This is a genomic window from Agaribacillus sp. DX54 (assembly GCF_056858335.1).
On record NZ_JBXEQE010000015.1, the window covers coordinates 1 to 21291 of the forward strand.

Sequence of the window (21291 nt, forward strand, 5' to 3'; positions counted from 1 at the left end):
ATCACCCCTGTGGTCATTCCTTCGGTTACCGAGGCGGAAAGCTGACCGTTAGGGAAAAAGTTTACCATATCACAAACGGTGTTGGGGGCACCCAATACCATGACCACATTGGGATCCACGGTATGATCCAATATCTCGAAAGCAACCAGGGATGACATACAGTTCGATGTGGTGTTAGTAGCTCTTACAAAGTAATCTCCTGCATTAACATTTACGGCAAGTGCATCTCCTGTTCCGGCTCCACTAACCGGGGTAATGCCATCGCTTTCAAACCACTCGAATGTAAATCCGGCCGTACCACCGTTCGCAACGCCGTCGATATAAATCTCGGTGACGGTGGCATTCCCTAAAAATGGAGGAGCACAGTTGGTTTGATGGGTAAGATTGATATCGCCACTGTTTATGCCGATGATGTAAGGATCATTATTAATGAAAAATGTGGCCACGGAAGAACAGGTATTATTAGGGTCGGTATTATCGATGACTTCCACAGTATAATATCCTCCGGTTAAATTAATCACCGTGTGTCCCGGTGCAGTTATATTTCCTGCCGGAAGGGCGGGGTCGGAAGTAGTTTGACCCTGATACCAGTTATAGTCATAACCAGAGGCTGGAGTCGCCACTCCATCGATAGATAATGATATTAAGCCTGTCCCTGTCGCGCCACTACAGTTCCTGTTGTCTGAAATCGCGTTTGTTGTAATAGCGGGAGGGACAGAAGTACTGGCAATGGTCGCATTTTGTGTGGTTGTACATCCACTGAGTGAAGGATGTGTCTCAACTGCTATCACCGTATAATTACCCGGATCCAGTCCTGCAAAAACATTGAGCGAATCGTCGCCTCTCTGTGATTCGATCATGCTTCCGCCTTTCCAGATTTGCACATCAAACCAGTCTTCATCGGCCCCCAATGTGGCTGAGGGGTCGACGTCTACGGTAAATGAACCATTTCCATATGTACAATTATTGTCATCCTGGATAGTGATACTTAATAACGTAGGCGCTCCGGCATAAGGAAGATCGATGGACAGGGTGTCCTCGCATCCGGTATCATTATCCAGGGCAATGACTGTATACCTTCCGCTTTCCAATGACCCTAAGCGGTTACTGTTTACCGGAAAATCGGTTCCGTTGCCAAGCAGGGTCATGTTCGTATTAGGATCACCTTCGTACCAGGTAAAAGTAAAACCACTTGTGTTGCCAGGAGCCGAGGCCTGTACGCCTAGTTGACCACCAGCCATGTTACAGCTTGAAGGAATCGTCAATTCGGATGCCAATTCAGTAATTGTAATAATTGTGCCCGGATCCCGGTTGATGGTAATAGTCTGTGGCGTTTGTGCCAAACATCCTAAAACGTTATTGTAAGCGTTTACCGTATAGGTTCCTGCATCCAGTCCGGATAAGACGTTTCCTGTAGTTGAATAGTCCGTTGCGGCTTTCACTGCACCGCCGTCATACCACGAAAATGTATAATCCGCAATATTGCCTACGTTAACGCTTGCGGTAATAGAACCGTCGAACGGACTACAGCTCATGACATCTGTTCCTAATAGGGAGATAACGGGCTGAACGATATTGTTGTCGACTGTTACTTCAATAGTATTGGAACAGCCTGTGGCATTGTTTATCGCCTGAATGGTGTAGATCCCTGCAGTTAAACCACTGAGATGATCACTGGGCGACCCGGAAACCTCATTAGCAGGCACGGTTGTTTGGCCGCTGAATATATGAAATGTATGTCCCGCAACGGTTCCTACCGTACCGATACCCGCGGAAATTGTGCCATTGTACAAGGCCGGATCACAAGCGGTATTGTCGGTTTTGTTGGCCACCAGATTAGGTATTACCGTATTATCATTGATGGTAGCTACTACCGGGGTCGACGGGCATTGGGTGTTGTCGTTAACCGCTACCACAGTATAGTCACCCGCTGTAAGTCCGGCATAAGTGATGCCTGTAGCATCGGGGTTGCTAAGATCCGGTGTACCGACGTTGCCATCGTACCAAAGGAAAGTAAAACCGGTTGTGGTACCTGCTACACTAGCGCTTAGCTGTCCGTTAGACGGAATACAACGGTTTTGATGGGAATCTACTATCGGCGTGACCACAGGATAGGTGAGATTATTATTTAAAGTAGTTTGTGAAGTGTTTGAACAACCGGTAACATCATTGACTACATCCAGCGTATACACGCCCGCTGCCAGCCCTGAGGCTGTAGGGGTGTTGGCAACCACAGTACCGGCGGTACCTGCCCCCTGATACCATGTAAAGGTATAACCTGTCGTGGTGCCGCCCACACTGGCTGCTAACTCACCATTGGGCGAGGCAGCGTCGCAACTGGTTTGATCTGTAACGTTTATAGCAATGGTTGGAAGGACCGTAATATCATTCACTGTGGCTACCACAGGGGCTGACGGGCATTGGGTGTTGTTGTTAACCGCTACCACAGTATAGTCACCCGCTGTAAGACCGGCATAAGTGATGCCTGTAGCATCGGGGTTGCTAAGATCCGGTGTACCGATGTTGCCATCGTACCAAAGGAAAGTAAAACCGGTTGTGGTACCTGCTACACTGGCACTTAACTGTCCATTCGATGGAACACAATGGTTTTGATTGAAATCCACGACCGGCGTGACCACAGGATAGGTGAGATTATTGTTTAAAGTAGTTTGTGAAGTGTTTGAACAACCGGTAGCTGCATTGACTGCCTCCACCGTGTATACCCCTGCTGCCAAACCTGTGGCTGTAGCCGTATTGGCAACCACAGTACCGGCGGTACCGGCGCCCCGATACCATGTAAAAGTGTAGCCTGTCGTGGTGCCGCCCACACTGGCTGCAAACTCACCATTGGGCGATGCGGCATCGCAACTGGTTTGATCCGTAACGTTTATAGCAATGGTTGGAAGGACCGTAATATCATTCATTGTGGCTACCACAGGGGCTGACGGACATTGGGTATTGTTGTTAACAGCCACCACGGTATAATCACCCGCCGTGAGTCCTGAATAAATGATACCTGTAGCGTCAGGATTGCTAAGATCCGGTGTACCGACGTTGCCATCGTACCAAAGGAAAGTAAAACCGGCTGTCAACCCGCCTACATTCGCACTGAGTTGTCCGTTGGGCGGCACACAGTCGCTTTGATGAGAATCCACGACCGGCGTGACCACAGGATAGGTGCGATTATTATTTAAAGTAGTTTGTGAAGTATTTGAACAACCGGTAGCTGCATTGACTGCCTCCACCGTGTATACCCCCGCTGCCAAACCTGTGGCTGTAGCCGTATTGGCAACCACAGTACCGGCGGTACCGGCGCCCCGATGCCATGTAAAGGTATAGCCTGTCGTGGTGCCGCCCACACTGGCTGCTAACTCACCATTGGGCGAGGCAGCGTCGCAACTGGTTTGATCCGTAACGTTTATAGCGATGGTTGGAATTACTGTGTTATCGGTAATAGTAGTGACAACCCTGGCTGATGGACATTGGGTGTTATTGTTCACTGCCACTACAGTATATTCGCCCGCTATAAGCCCCGAATAGGTGATGCCTGTAGCATCGGGGTTATTCAGATCAGGTGTTCCTATATTGCCATTGTACCAAAGGAAGGTAAATCCTGTTGTTGCACCTCCTACATTGGCACTCAACTGTCCGTTGGGCGGAGCGCAGTCGGTCTGGTCACTATCCACATTGACAGCTACAGTAGGGTAGGTGAGTGTTTCGGTTACTGTAATCTCTTCTGTGCTGCTACAACCCGTTGCATCGTTAACAACTTCCACAGTGTAAGGACCTGCGCTCAACCCATTGACATTGGCAGTACTACCTACCACTGTACCAGTAGTTCCCTGCCCCTGGTACCATGTGAAAGTATAGCCGGCAGTTACCCCTCCCACATGGGCTGTGGCGGCACCATTTGGATTGCCGGTGTCACAGGAAGTTTGTACTGCGACCCTGTTGGCAGTAACCACCGGGTCGGATGGAATGTCCACGGTAACGGTCATAGGAGTGGATGAACACTGATCCGAATTTTTCGTAGCCACCACAGTGTAATCACCCGGAGCCAGATTATTAACTACCCTGGTGGTGTAATCGGGCGTCGGTTTGACAGTAGTTCCTATGTACCATGCAAAACTATGCCCGCCATTGCCGCCTGTTACCTGCGCAGTTACCCTGCCTGAGGTCGGATTGGGACAACTCGCATCATCAGCAGAAGCTGTCACCACAGGGGGAACAGAGTCATCTATGATCGTATAGGTTTCAATGGTTTCACAACCCGTGCTTTTTTCGGTCACCAGCAATGTGTACTGCCCCGGACCTAAATTGATAATGTTGTGACTGGTTCCAATCAACGGAGAGGTAAAAATATTATCTCCCTGATACCAGGCAAAATTAAAAAGACCGACCGGGGCCCCACCGTTTACTTCCGCCTGTAAATGCCCGTTAGGATTGTTACAGTTAGTGTACGGATTTTGCAGGATTATGGCCGCTGTTACCGCTCCGGGTGTTAAACCAACAGTAACCGTGGCTGTATCTGAGCTACACCCCACCGTACTATGAAGTGCATAAACGGTATACTCACCATCAGAAAGATTCGAGTAAACCGGCCCTGTAAAATCAGGGGTTGTACCCACCGCATTACCATTATACCAGTAAAATGTATAGTCGGCGGTTTCTTCTGTAGTTCCCACCAGTCGATAAGCCCTGGCGCTGCCATTTCCGGTTAAGTTAACATCACAGACGGTATTGTCTGTTGTTTCCGTCGATAGTGAAAATGGTATCGGTTCAATGTCTGCGGAAAGTATGTTATTGCCGTAATCACATTCAAAAAAATCCGTATTAGGCAGGTTTAATGGGATGGTGGTGCCATCATCATTTAAGACAATGTATAATACAAAACTTCCGCCAGTAGCATGGACTGTCAGGTCATTGATAGCCATTGTGGCACCGGGTACAAGATTATTGACGGTAACAGTTTCCGTATTGAGTTTGTCGGTAGTTGCCGTATTAGGGTCTCCCTCATAAAAGGTAATAGGAAGGTCCCCGTTTAATTCGATGTCTCCTAAATTTTCAATTTCAAAAGAAACAAGAAAATCCATTTCAGGACAGTCAGGCTCCTGCACGCTTAATGAGTTAACCACAAAGGCCAGGTCGGGCGAGGCATATACCGGACATCCATTGGAGTCCATATAAGGTGATTGATTTAAAAATGAATTCAGCGGACGGTTCGGCCCGGAGGTACAGTTGCCGACAGAGAATGTCAGGTGATGTTTTTGCTGAATTCTTGGAATGGTTAAATCATCATTGATATTTACATTGAAATAAGCATGTTGATTCCAAAGACGCCTGGCAGGCACCCAAGGCTCACCTGCTGATTCAAAGACCCTTACATGGGAGTTTTCGGAATACGGATTGTCCCAAAAGTTTGTCCAGGCATTTTGATCATTAAATCCGCAGGTCACGCATAATTCCGTGGAGCCGTCTCCGTCTACATCAGCCACAATCGGGTATTCTATGAATGTTCTGGATATACATGGTACTGCCGCCCCCGGGTATTGGGTGCCATCTTCTCCATTAATAATGTATAGCCATCTTTCATCCCTGTAAACGATTTCAGAAACACCATCTCCATTAAAATCAAAAAGCGTACATCCTGTAAACCCTGAGGATTGTTCATTAATTTGTGATCGCCATATTCGGTTCATATTATCATCCAAGGCGTAAAGGTACTCTCCTGAGACATAGGTTGCGTTAAGTCTTCCATCGCCATTAATATCGGCGATATTCACCCGGCCGGTTCCTCTGTCCCATCCATTTTGATAATCCCCGGTGCCAAAGGCATCACTATAAGTGAGTACGGTACTATCTGGCGAGAGACTCCAGAAGAAAACCGTGGTTATTCCGGCATCATCCCCACCAGTGGCAATAATATCGAGCAGACCATCCTGGTTATAGTCGGCCACACTGGAGGAACTGAATCTACCTTTAACATTGTACCCCGGCATAGAGGCAATCAATGTAGCGGTACCGGCCACCAGATCAATATCATAAATGTTGCCACCTTCTACCAATTCCAGGTCACTGTCACCATAAAGATCCACAGCGACCGTGGCTTTTGCCATTTGGTTGTAGTCGCCTACGCCTTGTACCAGTCGGTTCCCATTGTGTGCGTTACGTATCTCATTCTTATAATATAATTCTACAGAACCATCACCATTGAAGTCTGCCAAAGCAATTGTGCCCGGTTCTACAGTACCCACATTCCTGCGCCATATCCTGTTAAGATTACAGTCGTATCGTGCAACCACATACTGATTGCTATTATTTCTTCGGCCCATAACAAAGATATCCCCACAATTATCCCCATCAATATGAGCGATGGCGATGTCGTGATCGAATACCCTGCTGTATTCGCTTGCGACATTTCTCGAACGCCTGGTATCTCCATCATCTCCTTCTAATATATAAAGCCTCTCATCATAGGTATTAAAACTAACCACCTCGGGAATCCCATCGTTATCCAGGTCACCGATGGCTAATCTACCGAAATGAACTGCCGTCTTATTTCTGGAAAACCAGTCCCTTTTCATAGAAAATGTCGGAAACTCCGATGGCTGCGCCTGGCAGCTTACGTCATTGCCTAAGAAGGTACCGTCGCAAAATGAATTGTTGGCACAGTTGGAATCATAGCAATCTATAAAACCATCCCCGTCATCGTCGACATTATTATTACAAACCTCTTGGCCGAAGGCAGTCGTTGCGCCTAACCAACAAAAAAATATGAATATTCTTATTGTCCTCATCTCGTAAAAAAAAGTTTTAGCCAGGTCAATTGGTTAAATAAAAATTATAAACGCCTTATTTCAGGACCAAAATCCAAACAAAGCCTTTTTATAGTTATGTATTGCTCTTAAACTGCCATGGTAACCACGTCATGTAAGTATTTCTAACTAATTAAATATTGTATTTCGTGTACCATATAAGCGTAAACAGGCACCTTTTTTGTTATGCAATAACTCCTCCTTTAAAGAGTTTCTCCGTACAATAAGAAGTGTACAAATGGTATATTTTCAATAGGTTACAAGCCGATTTACAGTGAACAACGAGCCCTGATGCACTACTGTTTTTTCAACTGGCGGGCTATGTGGTATTTTTAGATTAAATTGTACTATGCAAAATTTATCCTTGTAAGTTTTAATATGTCCCGAAGCGCTTATTTTTTCATAATTTTTACCTGATCAATGTAATGGCTCCTGCTCTGCGGTCCTCACTTGAACCACATTCGATGACATAATAGTATACGCCCTGACTAAGCGGTTTACCGTTTAAAGTCCCATCCCAGGAATTTGCGTATGGGCTGGCCTCAAAGACCATAACGCCTTTTTGATCGAAAATACTGATCCTGCATACGGGAAAATTGGTAATACCGCCGATGATCCAGTTATCATCGACATTATCATTGTTAGGGGAGAAAAGTTTATGGGGATTAATCCGGTCTGTGATTTTTCCTTCCCGGACTTCTATGGTAATGCTTGCCTCGCCATAACAACCGTTTTCATCAGTACCCTTTACCGTGAAGGTAGTAGTTTCAACCGGGGTTACCTCCGGGCTGGCAATCGACGGATCATTGATTAATGTATCCACATCAGGTAACCAGCTATAATCGGCTAGCCCGGAAGCGGTAAGTTGTAAGCTTCGGCCTAGCTTTAATACCGTGGTTTCTGCCTGGATACCTACGTCGGGAACAGGGAAAAGCCCTACCGTGAAGTCATCGCTTGTGCTACATCCGTTTTCTGTTACTTCTACCGAAAAAAGGCCTTCACGGTCAGCGGTTATGCTGTTAGCATTGCTGCCATTACTCCATGAGATATTGTCATACGAGTCATCCACTGAAAGCATAACACTGCCTCCCGGACAAATGGCTTTCATATCGTTTTCGCTGGTAATTTCTACTGATGGCGTTTCATTCACTACAATGGTCTTTGTAACTTCATCAAAACAGGTTAACCCCTGATACTCAACTCTCAAACGAACGTCATAACTGTCGTCGTCGTTATACGTATGCGTGGGGTTTTCCTGCAAGCTGGTATTGCTGTCGCCAAAATTCCAGGAATAGGTGACATTGGCATTGTTGTCCGAGGCAGATAGATTGGTAAAGGAGACAGGGGATTGGGAACAAAGCTTGCTGTCATTGTTAAAATCCGCAGTAGGCCGGGTAAACACACTGATCTGATAAGGTGTGGTTTCACGGGGGGAACAACCGGGCACGTTTTTATTCCCTATAGCCACAGTGTATAACCCGCTATCGGTCACAGTAAACTGATGACCGATAGCGCCGCCAATGTCGACACCGTCCTTTTTCCAGCGGTACGTGAAATCCGGATCGTCAATGACCGATAACGTTGTGTTGTCCCCCATACATAAGTTGTCGTTTCCAAGGTTGGAAATGACTAAAAATGGGGTTTCGACCGATGATATCAACAGGGATTCTTCAGCACCTGCACAGTTGCCGAGTTTAGGGGTCACATAATACTTGCCTACCATGGCTTCGCTGAAACCAGCAATGGCAGGATTTTGTGCAGTTGAACTAAAATTATCAGGCCCCCGCCAGGTATAAGTTGTGCCCGGAGGGCCGGAAACCGACAGATTTAATACTTCACCGATACAAACAGGGGAATTACTGTTTAATACGATGCCTCCGGGAATCGTTCCTGCATCAACGTTTACGGTGATAGAGGGTGAAGCCACCGTACATAAACCGCCATCCGAGATTACGGTCACTCTATAAATTCCAGCATCTGTAATATCTAAAAAAGGATCGGTAGTGTTAACAGGAGGTTCACTGTCTTTCTGCCACCGGTAAGTAGCCCCCGGTGCCTGGGTACTCCGTAATCTTTCAGTATTTCCATTGCAGATAGTGATAGGGTCTCCATTTAAAATCTCCGGAAATACACATTGCCGGTTTCTGAATATGGAAACATTAGAGGCCAGGCTACCCAGGTTGGTGTCATCGATGCTGGTGAAGACAATGTCAGGCTTGGCGTCACCATCCACATCTCCGACTTTGACATTACGGTTTACATCGGTTGCATTCAATACAACCCTGTCAAATTGCAAATTTCCAGGTGTGCTGTTGTTGTTTAAAACAGTTACCTGATTAATGTTGCTGATGGAGCCAATGACGATATCATTTTTTTTATCCCCATCCAAATCCCCAAAATCAAGGCCCCAGGGCCGGTTATTGGCGGGGAAGTTAACCGGCGCCGAAAAGCCGGGCGCTGCTCCGACTGCTGTTTCATTAAGAAAAATTGATATAGCAGAGCTTAGCAGTTGGGTAGCTACGATATCTCTTTTACCATCGCCGTCTATATCTCCTACTTTCAGGTTGACTATGGTACCTGGAATCCCTAATTCAATAATATTGTTGAACTGAAAATTACCGGGTGAACTGGTGTTTTGAATCACAAAGCAGTTCCCATTATCTGTGAGGAATTGATTGACTACTATTTCAGGCAATTGGTCTCCGTTTAAATCCTCCACCGACAAGCCCATGGTCCGTGAGGCCTGAGGTATGGTTATTTCGTGAATAATGGGGGAGAATACAACACTGGCTATGGTGCTTTGGTTGTCTAAGAAGAGCACCTTATTACTTCCTGAATTGGTAATGATCAATTCGGGTTTCCCATTGTTGTCAAGGTCGTTGATCTCGATCCTTCTAAGTACCGAACCCGTGAAGGTCACGCTTTGAGAAGAAAAGCTGATGGTTGGAGATACGGTTGTATTTTGAAAGATGTAAAGCTGGTTGCCGTTATTTCCTTCGGAAACCACTAAATCTGGCTTCCCATCGCCATTCAGATCGCCACAATTGATGTTAATGGTTGGCTTGCCGATAAATATTGACCCTTTGCTGTAATTGATATTGCCGGGCGTGCTATTGTTGGTGAAAAGGGACACGGAGCTACTTTGCTCATTGGCAGCGGCAATATCCAGCAATCCATCCATGTTAAAGTCGCACAAGCAGATATCATATAGCCCCCTTTCGGCGAAATAATCCACCTGTGCTTCAAAATCGGAGGGATCTATACCATTTTGGCCAGAAAAGCTGATGGCAAAATGGCTGGTAGCGTATCCGATAAGTCCGTTGCTGATATTATGTACCGAAATCCGGTTAAATGTGGCTCCGGCCGGAACCTGTGCTTCAATAAACTGTTCTGAGACAAAGGTTACCGTTGCTTCAGCCCCCCCGGAAAAAACCCGGATATCGGCCAGGTTATTACCAAAATTGGAGCCGGTAATGGAAATTATTTCGCCCAAAGAGGCATTTTGCTTATCAATACTGGAAATTACAGGTTTCTGGCCCAGCGTATTGGCAACAAAGGCTGTGACGAGAAAAAAAGCGGTTATGATGATTTTTGGAGCTTTCATATTTCTACATTTAAAGTATTGATGATCGGTTGAAAGTGACACAACAGTCACGGGACGCTTGTATCCTTTCGACGTTGAGGGGCACAAGACACAAAGAATTTTGTCGAAAACGCTGTGCAACAGCCACGAGACGCTTGCGTCAGTAAATTTTTGATATGCGCCGGCAATTTCCTGGGGTCTTTGCGCCTTCGTGGTGCCTTGTTGTAACCACAAAGGCACGAAGGCACAAGGTGTCGCCTGGGCCTGGACCATGGATTGGAAAACTTGCGTTATGAACTGGAATATCTGTGCCATCTAAGGTTGTATGATTTTAGCTTTTCTGAATTTCTTGTTCTGCATGATTCTTTTTAACTCACTTTTTGCTTCCCTGTACCTGGAAACTTCTGAAATGTAAACATGATACGTGTTATTATTTTTATCAAAATGAATTCTGGCATCATAATTTCGTTTTTTGAGGTATTGCTGATAAGCATCGGCATGAGAAAAATCGGTAAAGGACTTAATGGATATCAGAAACCTTTTACCATTGGCATCGATGGCGGTATTTTTATAACCTTTGTTTTCAGTGATCTGATATCTGGCCTTATGCGCTCCTTCAGCCTTGGCAGGATTTACTTTAGATGGCTGGGGTTTTAACCTTTTCTGCCTGATCTTTCCTTTAACTTCCTTACCAAACCGGTACGATAACTGAACTTCATGGGAGCCATCAAATGGCCCGGTCACAAGCTTCGATGCCGGCTCATAGGCATAGGCAAGGGTAAATTTGCTGAAATTGAACCCCAGATTACCGGTTATTCCATAACCCTGCCTGAATGAAGCTCCCACCCAAAATGCCTGACTTAAGTTTAGCTTGGCCAATGCTTCAAACTGATTGTTTCCTGCCTTGGCATACCAGTAAAGAAAGTGTAACTCCAGGGGAGCATATTGTGCTTCGACTTTTTTGGTATACCTTGCCCGGCCTCTTCTCTTGGTTTTAAAGTAGGCATCGGCCCTTTTTTTATAGTACACCATGAAGACCACTTCATCGAATGGATTCAGTCGATAGTTTTCAAAACTTGTCGTATTGATATAATCGGGAGCAAATAATTGAGGTAAGGCTATACCGATATTGAGCCCGTTAGACTGGTATTTGACCCCAAACTTGCCGGCTAATTGCTGATTATTATTCAAAAAATTGACCAGAGCGGGGTCATCAGGGTTATCCACCTGCGAAAAATCGATGGAATTGCTAATCAACCCGGCGGATAATGCCAGTCTGAAAGAAGACTCAGGCGAAATAGGGATTGCATACCCATAGGTAAGGTGGGCATCCAGTGTGGTTAACAGCCCCCGCTCGAAGGACGATATATTGAGTCCGGCCCTGGCATTACTTCGGTTAAAAGGGGTATGAAAGCTTAATGTCGATACTACCGGTGCGCCTTCGACACCTCGCCATTGCTGGCGATGGTTTACAAAGATTGCAGGACGCAACGCATTACCTGCCTCCGCCGGATTGTATAAATAAGGGTTCATATAAAAATGATTGTAAACCGGATAATTTTGGGCATAGGAAAGGCTACACAGGCAATGAAAGAAAAAAAATAATACTATTGTGCTGTTTTTTCTAACTATACCTGCAAAATATCTCCTGTTGTTTGACTTGTATCTCCTGTTCAGATTCACTGGCATAAGAGAAATTATCCTATATTAGGTTGTACCTATTTACCCATTAACTGCCTTTTAATTCCAAAACGAGCCCTTATACCATAAAGAGATAGATTTATAAACGAAAGAAATTAAGTCCATTTTAATGTTAACCATAACTAAATATAAGACTGAAGGTGATCAAGGTGCTTTGATCTTGTGTGAATTGTTTACTCAGGTAGTATAAATGTAATTTTTCCATTAAATCCGCTAAAATTCTAAAACTAAACTGTCATGAACAAAAGGTATATATTATTTGCAAGCCTGATTTTTTGCTTGTTACCGAACTGTTTCGGGCAATTATACATCGGGCCAAAGGCAGGTTTACAGGCATTTAAGCCATTTTTTTCCAGCAAGGAAGACACAGAAGATATAAGGCTTCATCCAAAACCAGGCATCAACCTGGGTATCGCCGCAGTGGTGGAAGTCAAAGAAAACTTTGCCTTAAATTTTGAATTTGCCTATTCTCAAAAGGGTAAGAAGGTGAGGGGAGAGTTCGATCCGGTACTGAAACATGACGTTACCTACAACCATATAGATATTCCTTTACTTTTCACCAGAAGGTTTAACGTCCGGCAAGGAAACGGAGCTTATCAATGGTACGTGAATGCAGGACCAAATATCAGTTACTGGATTAACGGCTCAGGAAGTATTTCAAACAGTGAGTTGGAAGCTGAGTGGAGTACAGAGCGTCTGGATTATGAAATTGTTTTCGATCAGCCATCTTTTGATGCCGATCAGTCTAATATAAATCATCCCAACAGGCTCCAACTGGGGTTAAACATAGGTGGGGGACTGATTTTTAAACCCGGCAGGAACAATATACTGATGGTGGATTTTCGGTTGGAAATGGGTAGTACCTTTGTGGGAAAAAAAGACAGTAGTGTGGAGTTTCCTTACCAGCTATTTGCATATAGCGATAATTTGAGGGCGGTGAATGGGGGCCTCAAAGCGTCTGTTGCCTATCTGTTTGACATGAATTTATCACAGCGTAAAAAGGGTAAATCGACAAAAAAAATCAAAAGAAGAAGGTAGCCGGTTAGTTTTTGAGCCTCTTTTTTGATGTTTTTCAACAAATCCCCTTTGATTGGTTAAGAATAACACGAACCAAGGGATTTGTAACTGATCATAAATTTTATTTAATTGTATAAACAAACGCCTTGACCTGCGAGTAGGCGTTTGTTACTGTTTTTCCTAAAATGTTAAGTGCCTATTGTCCATATTGCAGCAGCCTTATGACTGCGATCGATGGTAATAATTATTGTTCCATCAGTGGAAATAAACCGGATTTTTCTACCGGAAATACTTTCTATATCAAAGCCGATCATTTACATTCGGGAAAGCACATATCAAGGCTCACCTTCAGGGGTGTTTTGCATGGATATCAATACTATAACGTTGATAATCAATCGCATATGCTAAGGGAGGGTAGCTACTTGCTCGTTAATAAAGGTCAAACGTATTATAGCGAAGTGAACTCAGTCGATCCGGTAGAATCGATCATTGTGGCTTTTGAGGGAGAAATTGTTAATGATGTGTTCTCAAATCTGGTGAATTCGGAGGGCGAACTGCTGGATTTTCCCTTTTACTATACCCAAACGGGTAACTTTTATTTTCCGGAAGGTGTCTATCAACAGGATTTGCAGGTAAGCAAAATATTAAAAAACCTGAAGAGGGGAATTATAGAAAAAAACAAGGACCTGGTTTTTTATGATCAACTGCACTTTAAACTGCTGGAACGAATATTAAAAAACTACCAAAAGCATCTTACAAAGATCAATAGAATACAAAACAAGAAAAAATCCACGAAACTCGAATTACTCCGGAGGATCGATATCGCCAGGGATTACATGAATGCTTATTTCATGAAAAAACTTACCCTTTCGGAAATTAGCCGGGAAGCAGCTATGTCTCCTTTTCATTTTCTGAGGACCTTCAAAGATTTATACCGGATCACACCTTATGAACATATTACCACCGAGCGGTTAAGATTCGCCTGTTACCTGCTTGCCAATTCACGTAAATCTGTCGCCGAAATTAGTTCGGAAGTAGGCTTTGAAAGCCCAAGTTCATTTGGGCGATTATTCAAAAACAGACTGAGGCTCAGTCCGGAAGCCTACAGAACAAAAAAAAGCAATATTCGCATATAAGCTGGCGGTGCTGATTGATAACTTGTGGAATTAAGGTCGATAATCCGTCATTTCGGTCATTGGAAAAAGGTTTCCGGAAAAAAGGAAATCTAAGGGCGGAAGTAAAAGTGTACCCCACAGGTATCCTGACCATAAGACACCTGGACAGGCTGTAAAATTGCAGCCGGCTCCAATCCAAGCAGGGGTCAATCATCAATGGGTTGGCTACTACCAGAGATTAAATTAATTATTTGCAAACAACTATTAACTTATTAAATACGAATAACTTATGAAGTTAAAATTTACTATTACTATTGTATTGCCGGCTTTTTTTAGCCTGACAGCCCTGGCACAGCGGGAAATAAGGGGCAAAGTAATTGACGATGCGGGGGAAGACATGATCGGTGTCAATATTCTGATTCAAGGCTCTTCAACAGGAACCATCACCGATGTCAATGGGAATTATGTGCTGGATATCCCCGGAGACGGAACGATTCTGGTTTTCAGTCTGGTAGGATACATTACCCAGACAGTCGATGTAGGTACCCGCTCGGTGGTTAATGTGACTTTGGAGTCGGATCTCAAGCAATTGCAGGAAGTAGTGGTCACGGCGCTGGGATTCAAACAGCAGAAAGATAAAATGGGCGCTACATATTCTACCGTTAATACGGATGACATGGTAAGATCCGGAGAACCCATGTTGTTAAACTCATTAGCTACAAAAGCCGCCAACGTCAGGATTTCCAGGACCAATGGTGATCCGGGGGCAGGTTCAACGATCCGGATAAGGGGTGCGAATACCATTTCCGGACCTAGCGATCCTTTGATTATCGTAGATGGTGTACCGATAAGCGGATCAACCATTTACGGCACAGATATCGGAGGAAATGAATTGTCAGGTGGTGAGACAGGAGGCGTATCGCAGCAATCCAGGCTAAATGATATTAATCCCAACGATATCGAGTCGGTGCAAATTTTGAAAGGCGCTTCCGCGGCTTCCCTTTGGGGTTCCAGGGCAGCCAACGGGGTTATTGTCATTACCACCAAGAACGGAAAGGCCGGCAAAATGAAAATTGACTTTAAATCTACCGTCTCATTTGACAGGGTGCATGAAAGAATTCCTATGCAATCCGTATGGGGTCAGGGCAGGAATGGTGAATATTCGCCAACCGGCATTGAGTCATGGGGAGATTACATACCTGCACGCAGCGGTGGACCGGACGAGGTAGATCAATCGGGTGAATTCTTCGAGGCCGAGGAGGGTACAAGGTATTATCCTATTATCACACGTAATTCGCAGGATACTTATGTTGATTCCAACTGGGACCAGGTATTTCAAACCGGATATTTCATTCAAAATGATCTGTCTATCAGTGGGGGAAAAGAAGATGCCACCTATTTCATGAGCGTTGGAAGGCTCGACCAGGAAGGTATCATCAGACGGTCAGACTATGACAGGACCAACCTGAGGTTAAATACAAAGTTCAATCTGACGGATTGGATAACCATTACCTCCAAGGCAGGCTATATTTCAACCGGTTCCAACCGTATTCAGCAAAATTCCAACACGGCCGGTTTGTTGCTGGGCCTGTTGAGAACCCCTCCCGATTTTGATATCACAGATTATCTGGGAACTTATCATGACGGTGAAGGCGGGGTATTCAGAGGCCGTCAAAGGGCTTACCGCAGATATTTAGGCTCCAGGTCCAATCCTACTTATAACAATCCCCTATGGACCATCAATGAACAGATTTCCAGCTCAACAGTAAACAGGTTCAATATGTCCACGGAATTGACTATTTCACCGGCCGATTTTCTTCAGATAATCCTGAGAGGAGGCGTCGATAATTATAGTGATAAACAGGAATATCTATTTCCCATCGGAACAGCAGGCGACAATAACCCCGGGGCATTTGCCGAGGATATCATTTCCGAAAGGGAATTGAACTTCGATGCCATTGCCAGGGGAAATTTCAGATTAAGCAACGACGTAGCTTTGCAGGCTACCTTGGGTTGGAATATCAATGACCGGAACAGGCGGTTTAATAATGCGACTATTATCGGCTTCCTGGTCAACTCCGGCAAACCCACCACCGATCTTAATACGGCTGCTCAAAACAGCACAGTAGAAAACCAGAAAAGGCTGATCCGCTCAAATCGGGGATTTGGTATTTTGTCCTTTGATCTGTATGACCAATTATTTGTGAATATGTCCGGCACAATGGAAGCTGCATCAAGTGTAACCGGTACATTCTTTTACCCATCCATCGACGCAGCCTGGCAGTTTACGAAAAAATTCAATCTGGGCAACACATTTATTTCTTTTGGCAAGCTACGGGCTTCCTGGGGTCAGGTGGGCGTACAGCCTATTGCCCACCGTTTTCAAACCGTGGCCGAAGGTGCGTTCAGGTACACCACCTATGACGACCCTTTGGATATATCGCTGTTTGGCGGTGGATTCAGGCTGGACGATGACCTGGGAAACCCCGACCTGGAACCGGAAATAAAAACGGAATGGGAAATTGGTCTGGACTTAAGACTGTTCAGTGACAAACTTTCATTAAACATGTCGTATTATCAAAATGAAATTGAAGACATCCTTTTCCGCCTCGATCTCACCCCTTCATTCGGATATGATACAAAATATGATAATGCCGGCACGATGGAAAACAAGGGTTTCGAGTTAGAAACGGATTACACTATCTACAACCAAAACAACTGGAATATAGGACTTTATGCTAACTGGAGCAGAAATGTTAATGAGGTGACGAGATTGAAGGGCACTGAAACCATTAACTTATCTCCCGGCGCTTCAGTAAGTTCCAGGGCCATTGCCGGGGAGCAATTAGGGGTTTTGTTCGGAACCGGCTCACAAGTGGATGACAATGGTAACTTTATCCTGGATGCCAATGGATTTCCTCAGTTAACACCAAGTCCCATCGTATTGGGAGATCCTAATCCGGATTGGAGAGGGGGCCTCGGATTAAGGGCAAGGTGGAAAAACCTGGCTTTAAACGTGCTGTTTGAGCACGCCCAGGGAGGGGATTTCTCACCCCGTACGCAATGGGTATTACGACGGTTTGGCACTACGGCCGAAACAGCCAATCGTATTACACTTAGCCAGGATCTGGTCAACTACGATGGCGTGGTAATTCCTGCCGGTACGACGGTAAGAGGCAATGTGGCTGATTTCGGAGGTGGGCCGGTATTATTGGATGAAACCTGGTACAGAACCGGGATCGGCGGAGGGTTCGGTGATAATCAGGCCTACAACTTTTCCATTATCGACGCCACTTTTACCAGACTTCGTGAACTTTCGCTGAGCTACGTGATCAATGATCAATGGTTCAGGGAAAAAACCAAGTTAAGTGCCGTTACACTGACCGCTACCGGCCGTAATCTTGCGCTGTGGACTGATTTGGTCGGCGTCGATCCGGAAGTCAACCAGGTAGGTGTCGGTAATGCCTTGGGATTAGACTATTTTACTAATCCCAGCACAGCGTCATTTTTGTTCTCCATTCAAATCACTTATTAGTATTAAATTTTCAAAAGATAAAATCATGCAAAGGAAAATATTAATCCTATTAATAACCATGGGAGTAATCCTGGGCTCATGTGAAAGTTTAGTGGATGATATCAACGACAACCCTAACAGGATTACGTCCGACGAGATAGCCGAAGCAGCATTGTTTTTAACAGGTGCCATGCTGGCCAATTCAGTTGTCCAGGCCGGTCATTTAAATCGAATAAGCGGGCTGTGGAGTGGCCAACTGGTGGGCTTAACGTCATTATATTCCAATATCTTTGGTTACTCCATCTCTACTGCCGAATCCGTTAACGCCTGGAACCGGGTTTATACCGGAGTAATCACCAATGTCAGGCATATGCAGCAGCTAGCCCCTGATGATGCCTTGCTCACAGGCATCGGCAAGGTGCTGGAAGCCCATGCTATTGGCACCATGGCCTCACTGTGTGGTGATGTTCCTTATTCGGAAATTAACAATGAAGAAATTGAAGACCCGGCTTTTGACAATCAGGTTTCAGTTTTTAATGACCTTATTGTATTACTGGATGCCGCTATCGCTGATTTGAATGGCATCACGGGCCGTAATTTGTCACAGGATATCTATTTTAATGGCGATGCCCGTAAATGGCTTGAAGCAGCCTATACTTTGCAGGCCAGGTATTATCTGCAACTTAAGGACTATACCAATGCCTACACTGCTGCCGGCAGTGGCATTTCTTCTGCCGATGGCTCCATGCAATATAAGCCCAGAGGCGATGAATCCATTACCGAAGGGGACAAAAACCTTTTTTGGATGATTCTGGAAGGGTCCCGAACCGGAGACATTGGCACAAGTGATAGTTACCTGATGCAGCTTTTGGATTCCGTGAGTGTCATTAACCGGTATAATGCCAAAACCGATGAAAGAGCCAGGTTTGGCTATTACAGAATTGATGAAACCGGGGGCAGGGCCAATGAAGGAATTATCGAGCAGTTTGAACCGCACAATCTCGTAACCTTTCAGGAAAATCTTTTAATTCTGGCTGAGGCGGGCGCAAGAACCATCGATTTTAATACCGGTTTGGAGCACTTGAACGAGTTAAGGGCCTACTTAAATACCGGAGGCTTTCTAAATGCCAATTTCGAGGATATGCCTTTTACCTATGAGGCTTACGAGGCGGCCGATTTTGCCCCCGGAGGTATAGAGAATGCAGATAATATCAATGAAAGCCGGGCATTGCTGAGGGAGATCGTCGAAGAGCGGTATGTGTCGGGATTTGGAACATTTATACCATTCAACGATGCCCGCCGGCTGCGTAAAGATGATTCAGATCTAATTGTGCCTTTTCCTCTGAACAATGCAGCCGCTACCATGCATCCGGAAAGATTCCCGTATTCCGATGATGAGCTGAATACAAACGCTAATTCGCCCAGGGAAGACTCGGGTATTTTTATAAAAACGCCGGTCAACCAATAGCTATATTTTACTATATTGAATATTACTTCCCCATTCGCTCCCGGCGAAATGGGGAAGTTCACATTAATCCATAATAATTGTCAATTGCCAATTAATCTCCTACACTTGATTTAAAATTTCGATCAAATTATCCTCAGTATCCAAGCCTAGCTTTTTCCGGAGCCGGTACCGGCTCATATCAACGCTTTTGGATGAGATTCCTGTGATCGAGGAAATTTCCTTCGAGCTCAGCTTGAGTCTTAACAAGGCAGCCAACCGCTTTTCATTTTGGGTCAAATCCGGATACTTGTTTTCGAGCTTGTTGTAAAATGACTCGTAAACACTGTTGACATGGGCGTCAAATTCTTTTTGATGTTTATGAATAATATGACTGGCTTTCAGCTTTTTTGAAAGCTCTTTCAGTCTTTCAAACCCATTAGAGCCCGCTCTGGATAATTTATCTATCTCCCTGGTGACCTCAGTCATGAAATCATTTTTCTCTACAATTTGGAGCGCGAAGTTAACAAGCTCCTTGTTTTTAAAATTTAATTCTTTTTCAAGATATCGCTTCTCAGTTTGTTCATTAGTTAACTTCTGTTGGGCAAGTTCATGTTTGATTTTATTCCGTTTTGTGTTAAGAAAGAGTATCCAAACAGCCAGCAGTAAAATGGCCACTAACACTATACCGATGAGGTACTGAAATTTGATTTGTGCTTCACTCAACTCTGCCTGCTGGCGAAGTAGCTGATTCTCTTTTTCCCTTTCCCTGGTTTCAAACAATAATTGCTGTCCGATGATCTCCTTTCGTTTGTTTTCATCGTAAACACTGTCGTTGTATTGCTTAAATTTTTTAAAGTAAAACAAGCTGTTTTCAAAGTCTTTTAAACCGTTATAGGCTTCCGAAAGTGCCTCGGCGGCATCGGCTAACAAATCATAAGAATGTTCTTCCTCATTGATCCGGTAAGCCTCGAGCGCGAAATCGAGGCTTTCATCGTAGCTTTTCTTTTTATTCAGTACCTGTGACAGGTTGATCATCGAGAGACTCATTTGCTCATTATAACCATATTGTTTTTGAATGCCCAATGCCTTTTGATGATAATATTGGGCTGAATCATAGGTCTGCAGATCATAAAAAACCGCCCCGACATTGTTATAAATGGTAGCTTCTCCATAAGGGGATTTAGTGTATTTAAGCCCTTCCCGATAGCAGGTGATGGCGCTGTCATATTGTTTGGTATTCCGGTAGATAATACCGAGATTATTATAGTTAGATCCTAAGTAGTATTCCCTGTTGGGTAATTGTTTGTTCAGTTCCATGGCCCTGAAATAGTTTTTTTTGGCTTGCTGAAAATTGTCCTGCTCTTTGTAAATGATCCCTGTATTGTTATAACTATTGGCCATCAACGCCTGCTTGCCGAGCAACTCGGCTATCTGCAGGGACTTCAAAGTATAGCTCAGGGCTTTTTGAAAATCACCTACTTTGCGATACAACTCACCGATAATCGAATAAGCATCGGCTGTGTTCATAATGTTGCTGGGTTGCGGTGATCCTGTCTCTGCTTCGGCCATTATCCGGGCCTTTTCGGCATCTGCAAATTTTTCGAGTATCACGGCAGATGTAATCCCTTTCAAAAACTCACCCTGTAAAAGGTAGATTCTTGAGTACTCCTGGTAAAGCAGTGGCCTAAATTTTAAGGAATCCTGCTCCGTAACCATGGATGCAGCTTCATTCAATCTGTTTAAGGCTTTGTCGGGAAGTTGTTTCATGGAGTACCAAAACGAAAGATCTATAAGGGTTCTGATTCGTTGGTCTTTTTCAAGGTCTGTTTTTGTGAGGTGGTGTTCGAGACTGTCAATAAGGGGAGATTGGCTAAATGCTTGAAAACTAATGAAAAAGGTGAGTAACAATGATAAAAATTTCCTCATATGTTTAGTGGATTTGAAAATGTAGAGATACCCTATTTAAAATTGATTGATTAATAGGCACATAATTACCGGATTGTTGAGAAAAAAACCAAGCAAAACCATGGCTTGTAGAGAGGGAGTAGAGATGCCATTTAAGTTTTGCCGGTGTAAACCTGCTTTTTTTGTAGAATTCC

General features: G+C 44.6%; 8 protein-coding genes. 4 read left to right on the forward strand and 4 right to left on the reverse strand.

Features of this window, described 5'->3' with window-relative positions:
• From AC04NP_RS16370 to AC04NP_RS16380, 3 genes are all read right to left on the reverse strand, one after another.
• Window positions 1-6797: hypothetical protein (locus AC04NP_RS16370; RefSeq protein ID WP_482860901.1), on the reverse strand; the 6797-nt coding region annotated here is incomplete at its 3' end.
• 427 nt (window positions 6798-7224) lie between these two features.
• Complete coding sequence (locus tag AC04NP_RS16375) at window positions 7225-10713, reverse strand: FG-GAP-like repeat-containing protein (protein ID WP_482860902.1); 3489 nt, start codon at window positions 10711-10713, stop codon at window positions 7225-7227.
• Window positions 10714-12087, reverse strand: a complete 1374-nt coding sequence (locus AC04NP_RS16380; protein ID WP_482860903.1) for a PorP/SprF family type IX secretion system membrane protein — start codon at window positions 12085-12087, stop codon at window positions 10714-10716.
• A gap of 249 nt (window positions 12088-12336) precedes the next feature.
• Between AC04NP_RS16380 and AC04NP_RS16385 the strand changes: the two genes are divergently transcribed.
• The 4 genes from AC04NP_RS16385 (at window position 12337) to AC04NP_RS16400 (ending at window position 19213) form a co-directional block, all read left to right on the forward strand.
• Entirely contained in the window at window positions 12337-13137 is an 801-nt protein-coding gene (locus tag AC04NP_RS16385; RefSeq protein WP_482860904.1) for an outer membrane beta-barrel protein, read from the forward strand.
• A gap of 200 nt (window positions 13138-13337) precedes the next feature.
• The gene (locus AC04NP_RS16390; RefSeq protein WP_482860905.1) at window positions 13338-14252 is read left to right on the forward strand and encodes a helix-turn-helix domain-containing protein; all 915 of its coding nucleotides are present in this window, start codon (window positions 13338-13340) and stop codon (window positions 14250-14252) included.
• A 268-nt stretch (window positions 14253-14520) separates the two neighbouring features.
• A complete protein-coding gene (locus AC04NP_RS16395; RefSeq protein WP_482860906.1) occupies window positions 14521-17766 on the forward strand; it encodes a SusC/RagA family TonB-linked outer membrane protein in 3246 nt (1081 codons plus the stop codon).
• 25 nt (window positions 17767-17791) lie between these two features.
• Entirely contained in the window at window positions 17792-19213 is a 1422-nt protein-coding gene (locus AC04NP_RS16400) for a SusD/RagB family nutrient-binding outer membrane lipoprotein (protein ID WP_482860907.1), read from the forward strand.
• A 99-nt stretch (window positions 19214-19312) separates the two neighbouring features.
• Here AC04NP_RS16400 and AC04NP_RS16405 read toward each other — a convergent pair whose 3' ends face one another.
• Window positions 19313-21118: a tetratricopeptide repeat protein gene (locus tag AC04NP_RS16405; protein WP_482860908.1), complete on the reverse strand. Its 1806-nt coding sequence runs from the start codon at window positions 21116-21118 to the stop codon at window positions 19313-19315.
• Between the last annotated feature and the right edge of the window lie 173 nt (window positions 21119-21291).

Coding starts and splice junctions, on each gene's coding strand:
- AC04NP_RS16400 (WP_482860907.1), top strand. CDS start 17,792: ATGCAAAGGAAAATATTAATCCTATTAATAACCATGGGAGTAATCCTG.
- AC04NP_RS16405 (WP_482860908.1), bottom strand. CDS start 21,118: ATGAGGAAATTTTTATCATTGTTACTCACCTTTTTCATTAGTTTTCAA.
- AC04NP_RS16390 (WP_482860905.1), top strand. CDS start 13,338: ATGACTGCGATCGATGGTAATAATTATTGTTCCATCAGTGGAAATAAA.
- AC04NP_RS16395 (WP_482860906.1), top strand. CDS start 14,521: ATGAAGTTAAAATTTACTATTACTATTGTATTGCCGGCTTTTTTTAGC.
- AC04NP_RS16385 (WP_482860904.1), top strand. CDS start 12,337: ATGAACAAAAGGTATATATTATTTGCAAGCCTGATTTTTTGCTTGTTA.
- AC04NP_RS16380 (WP_482860903.1), bottom strand. CDS start 12,087: ATGCCAGTGAATCTGAACAGGAGATACAAGTCAAACAACAGGAGATAT.
- AC04NP_RS16375 (WP_482860902.1), bottom strand. CDS start 10,713: ATGGCACAGATATTCCAGTTCATAACGCAAGTTTTCCAATCCATGGTC.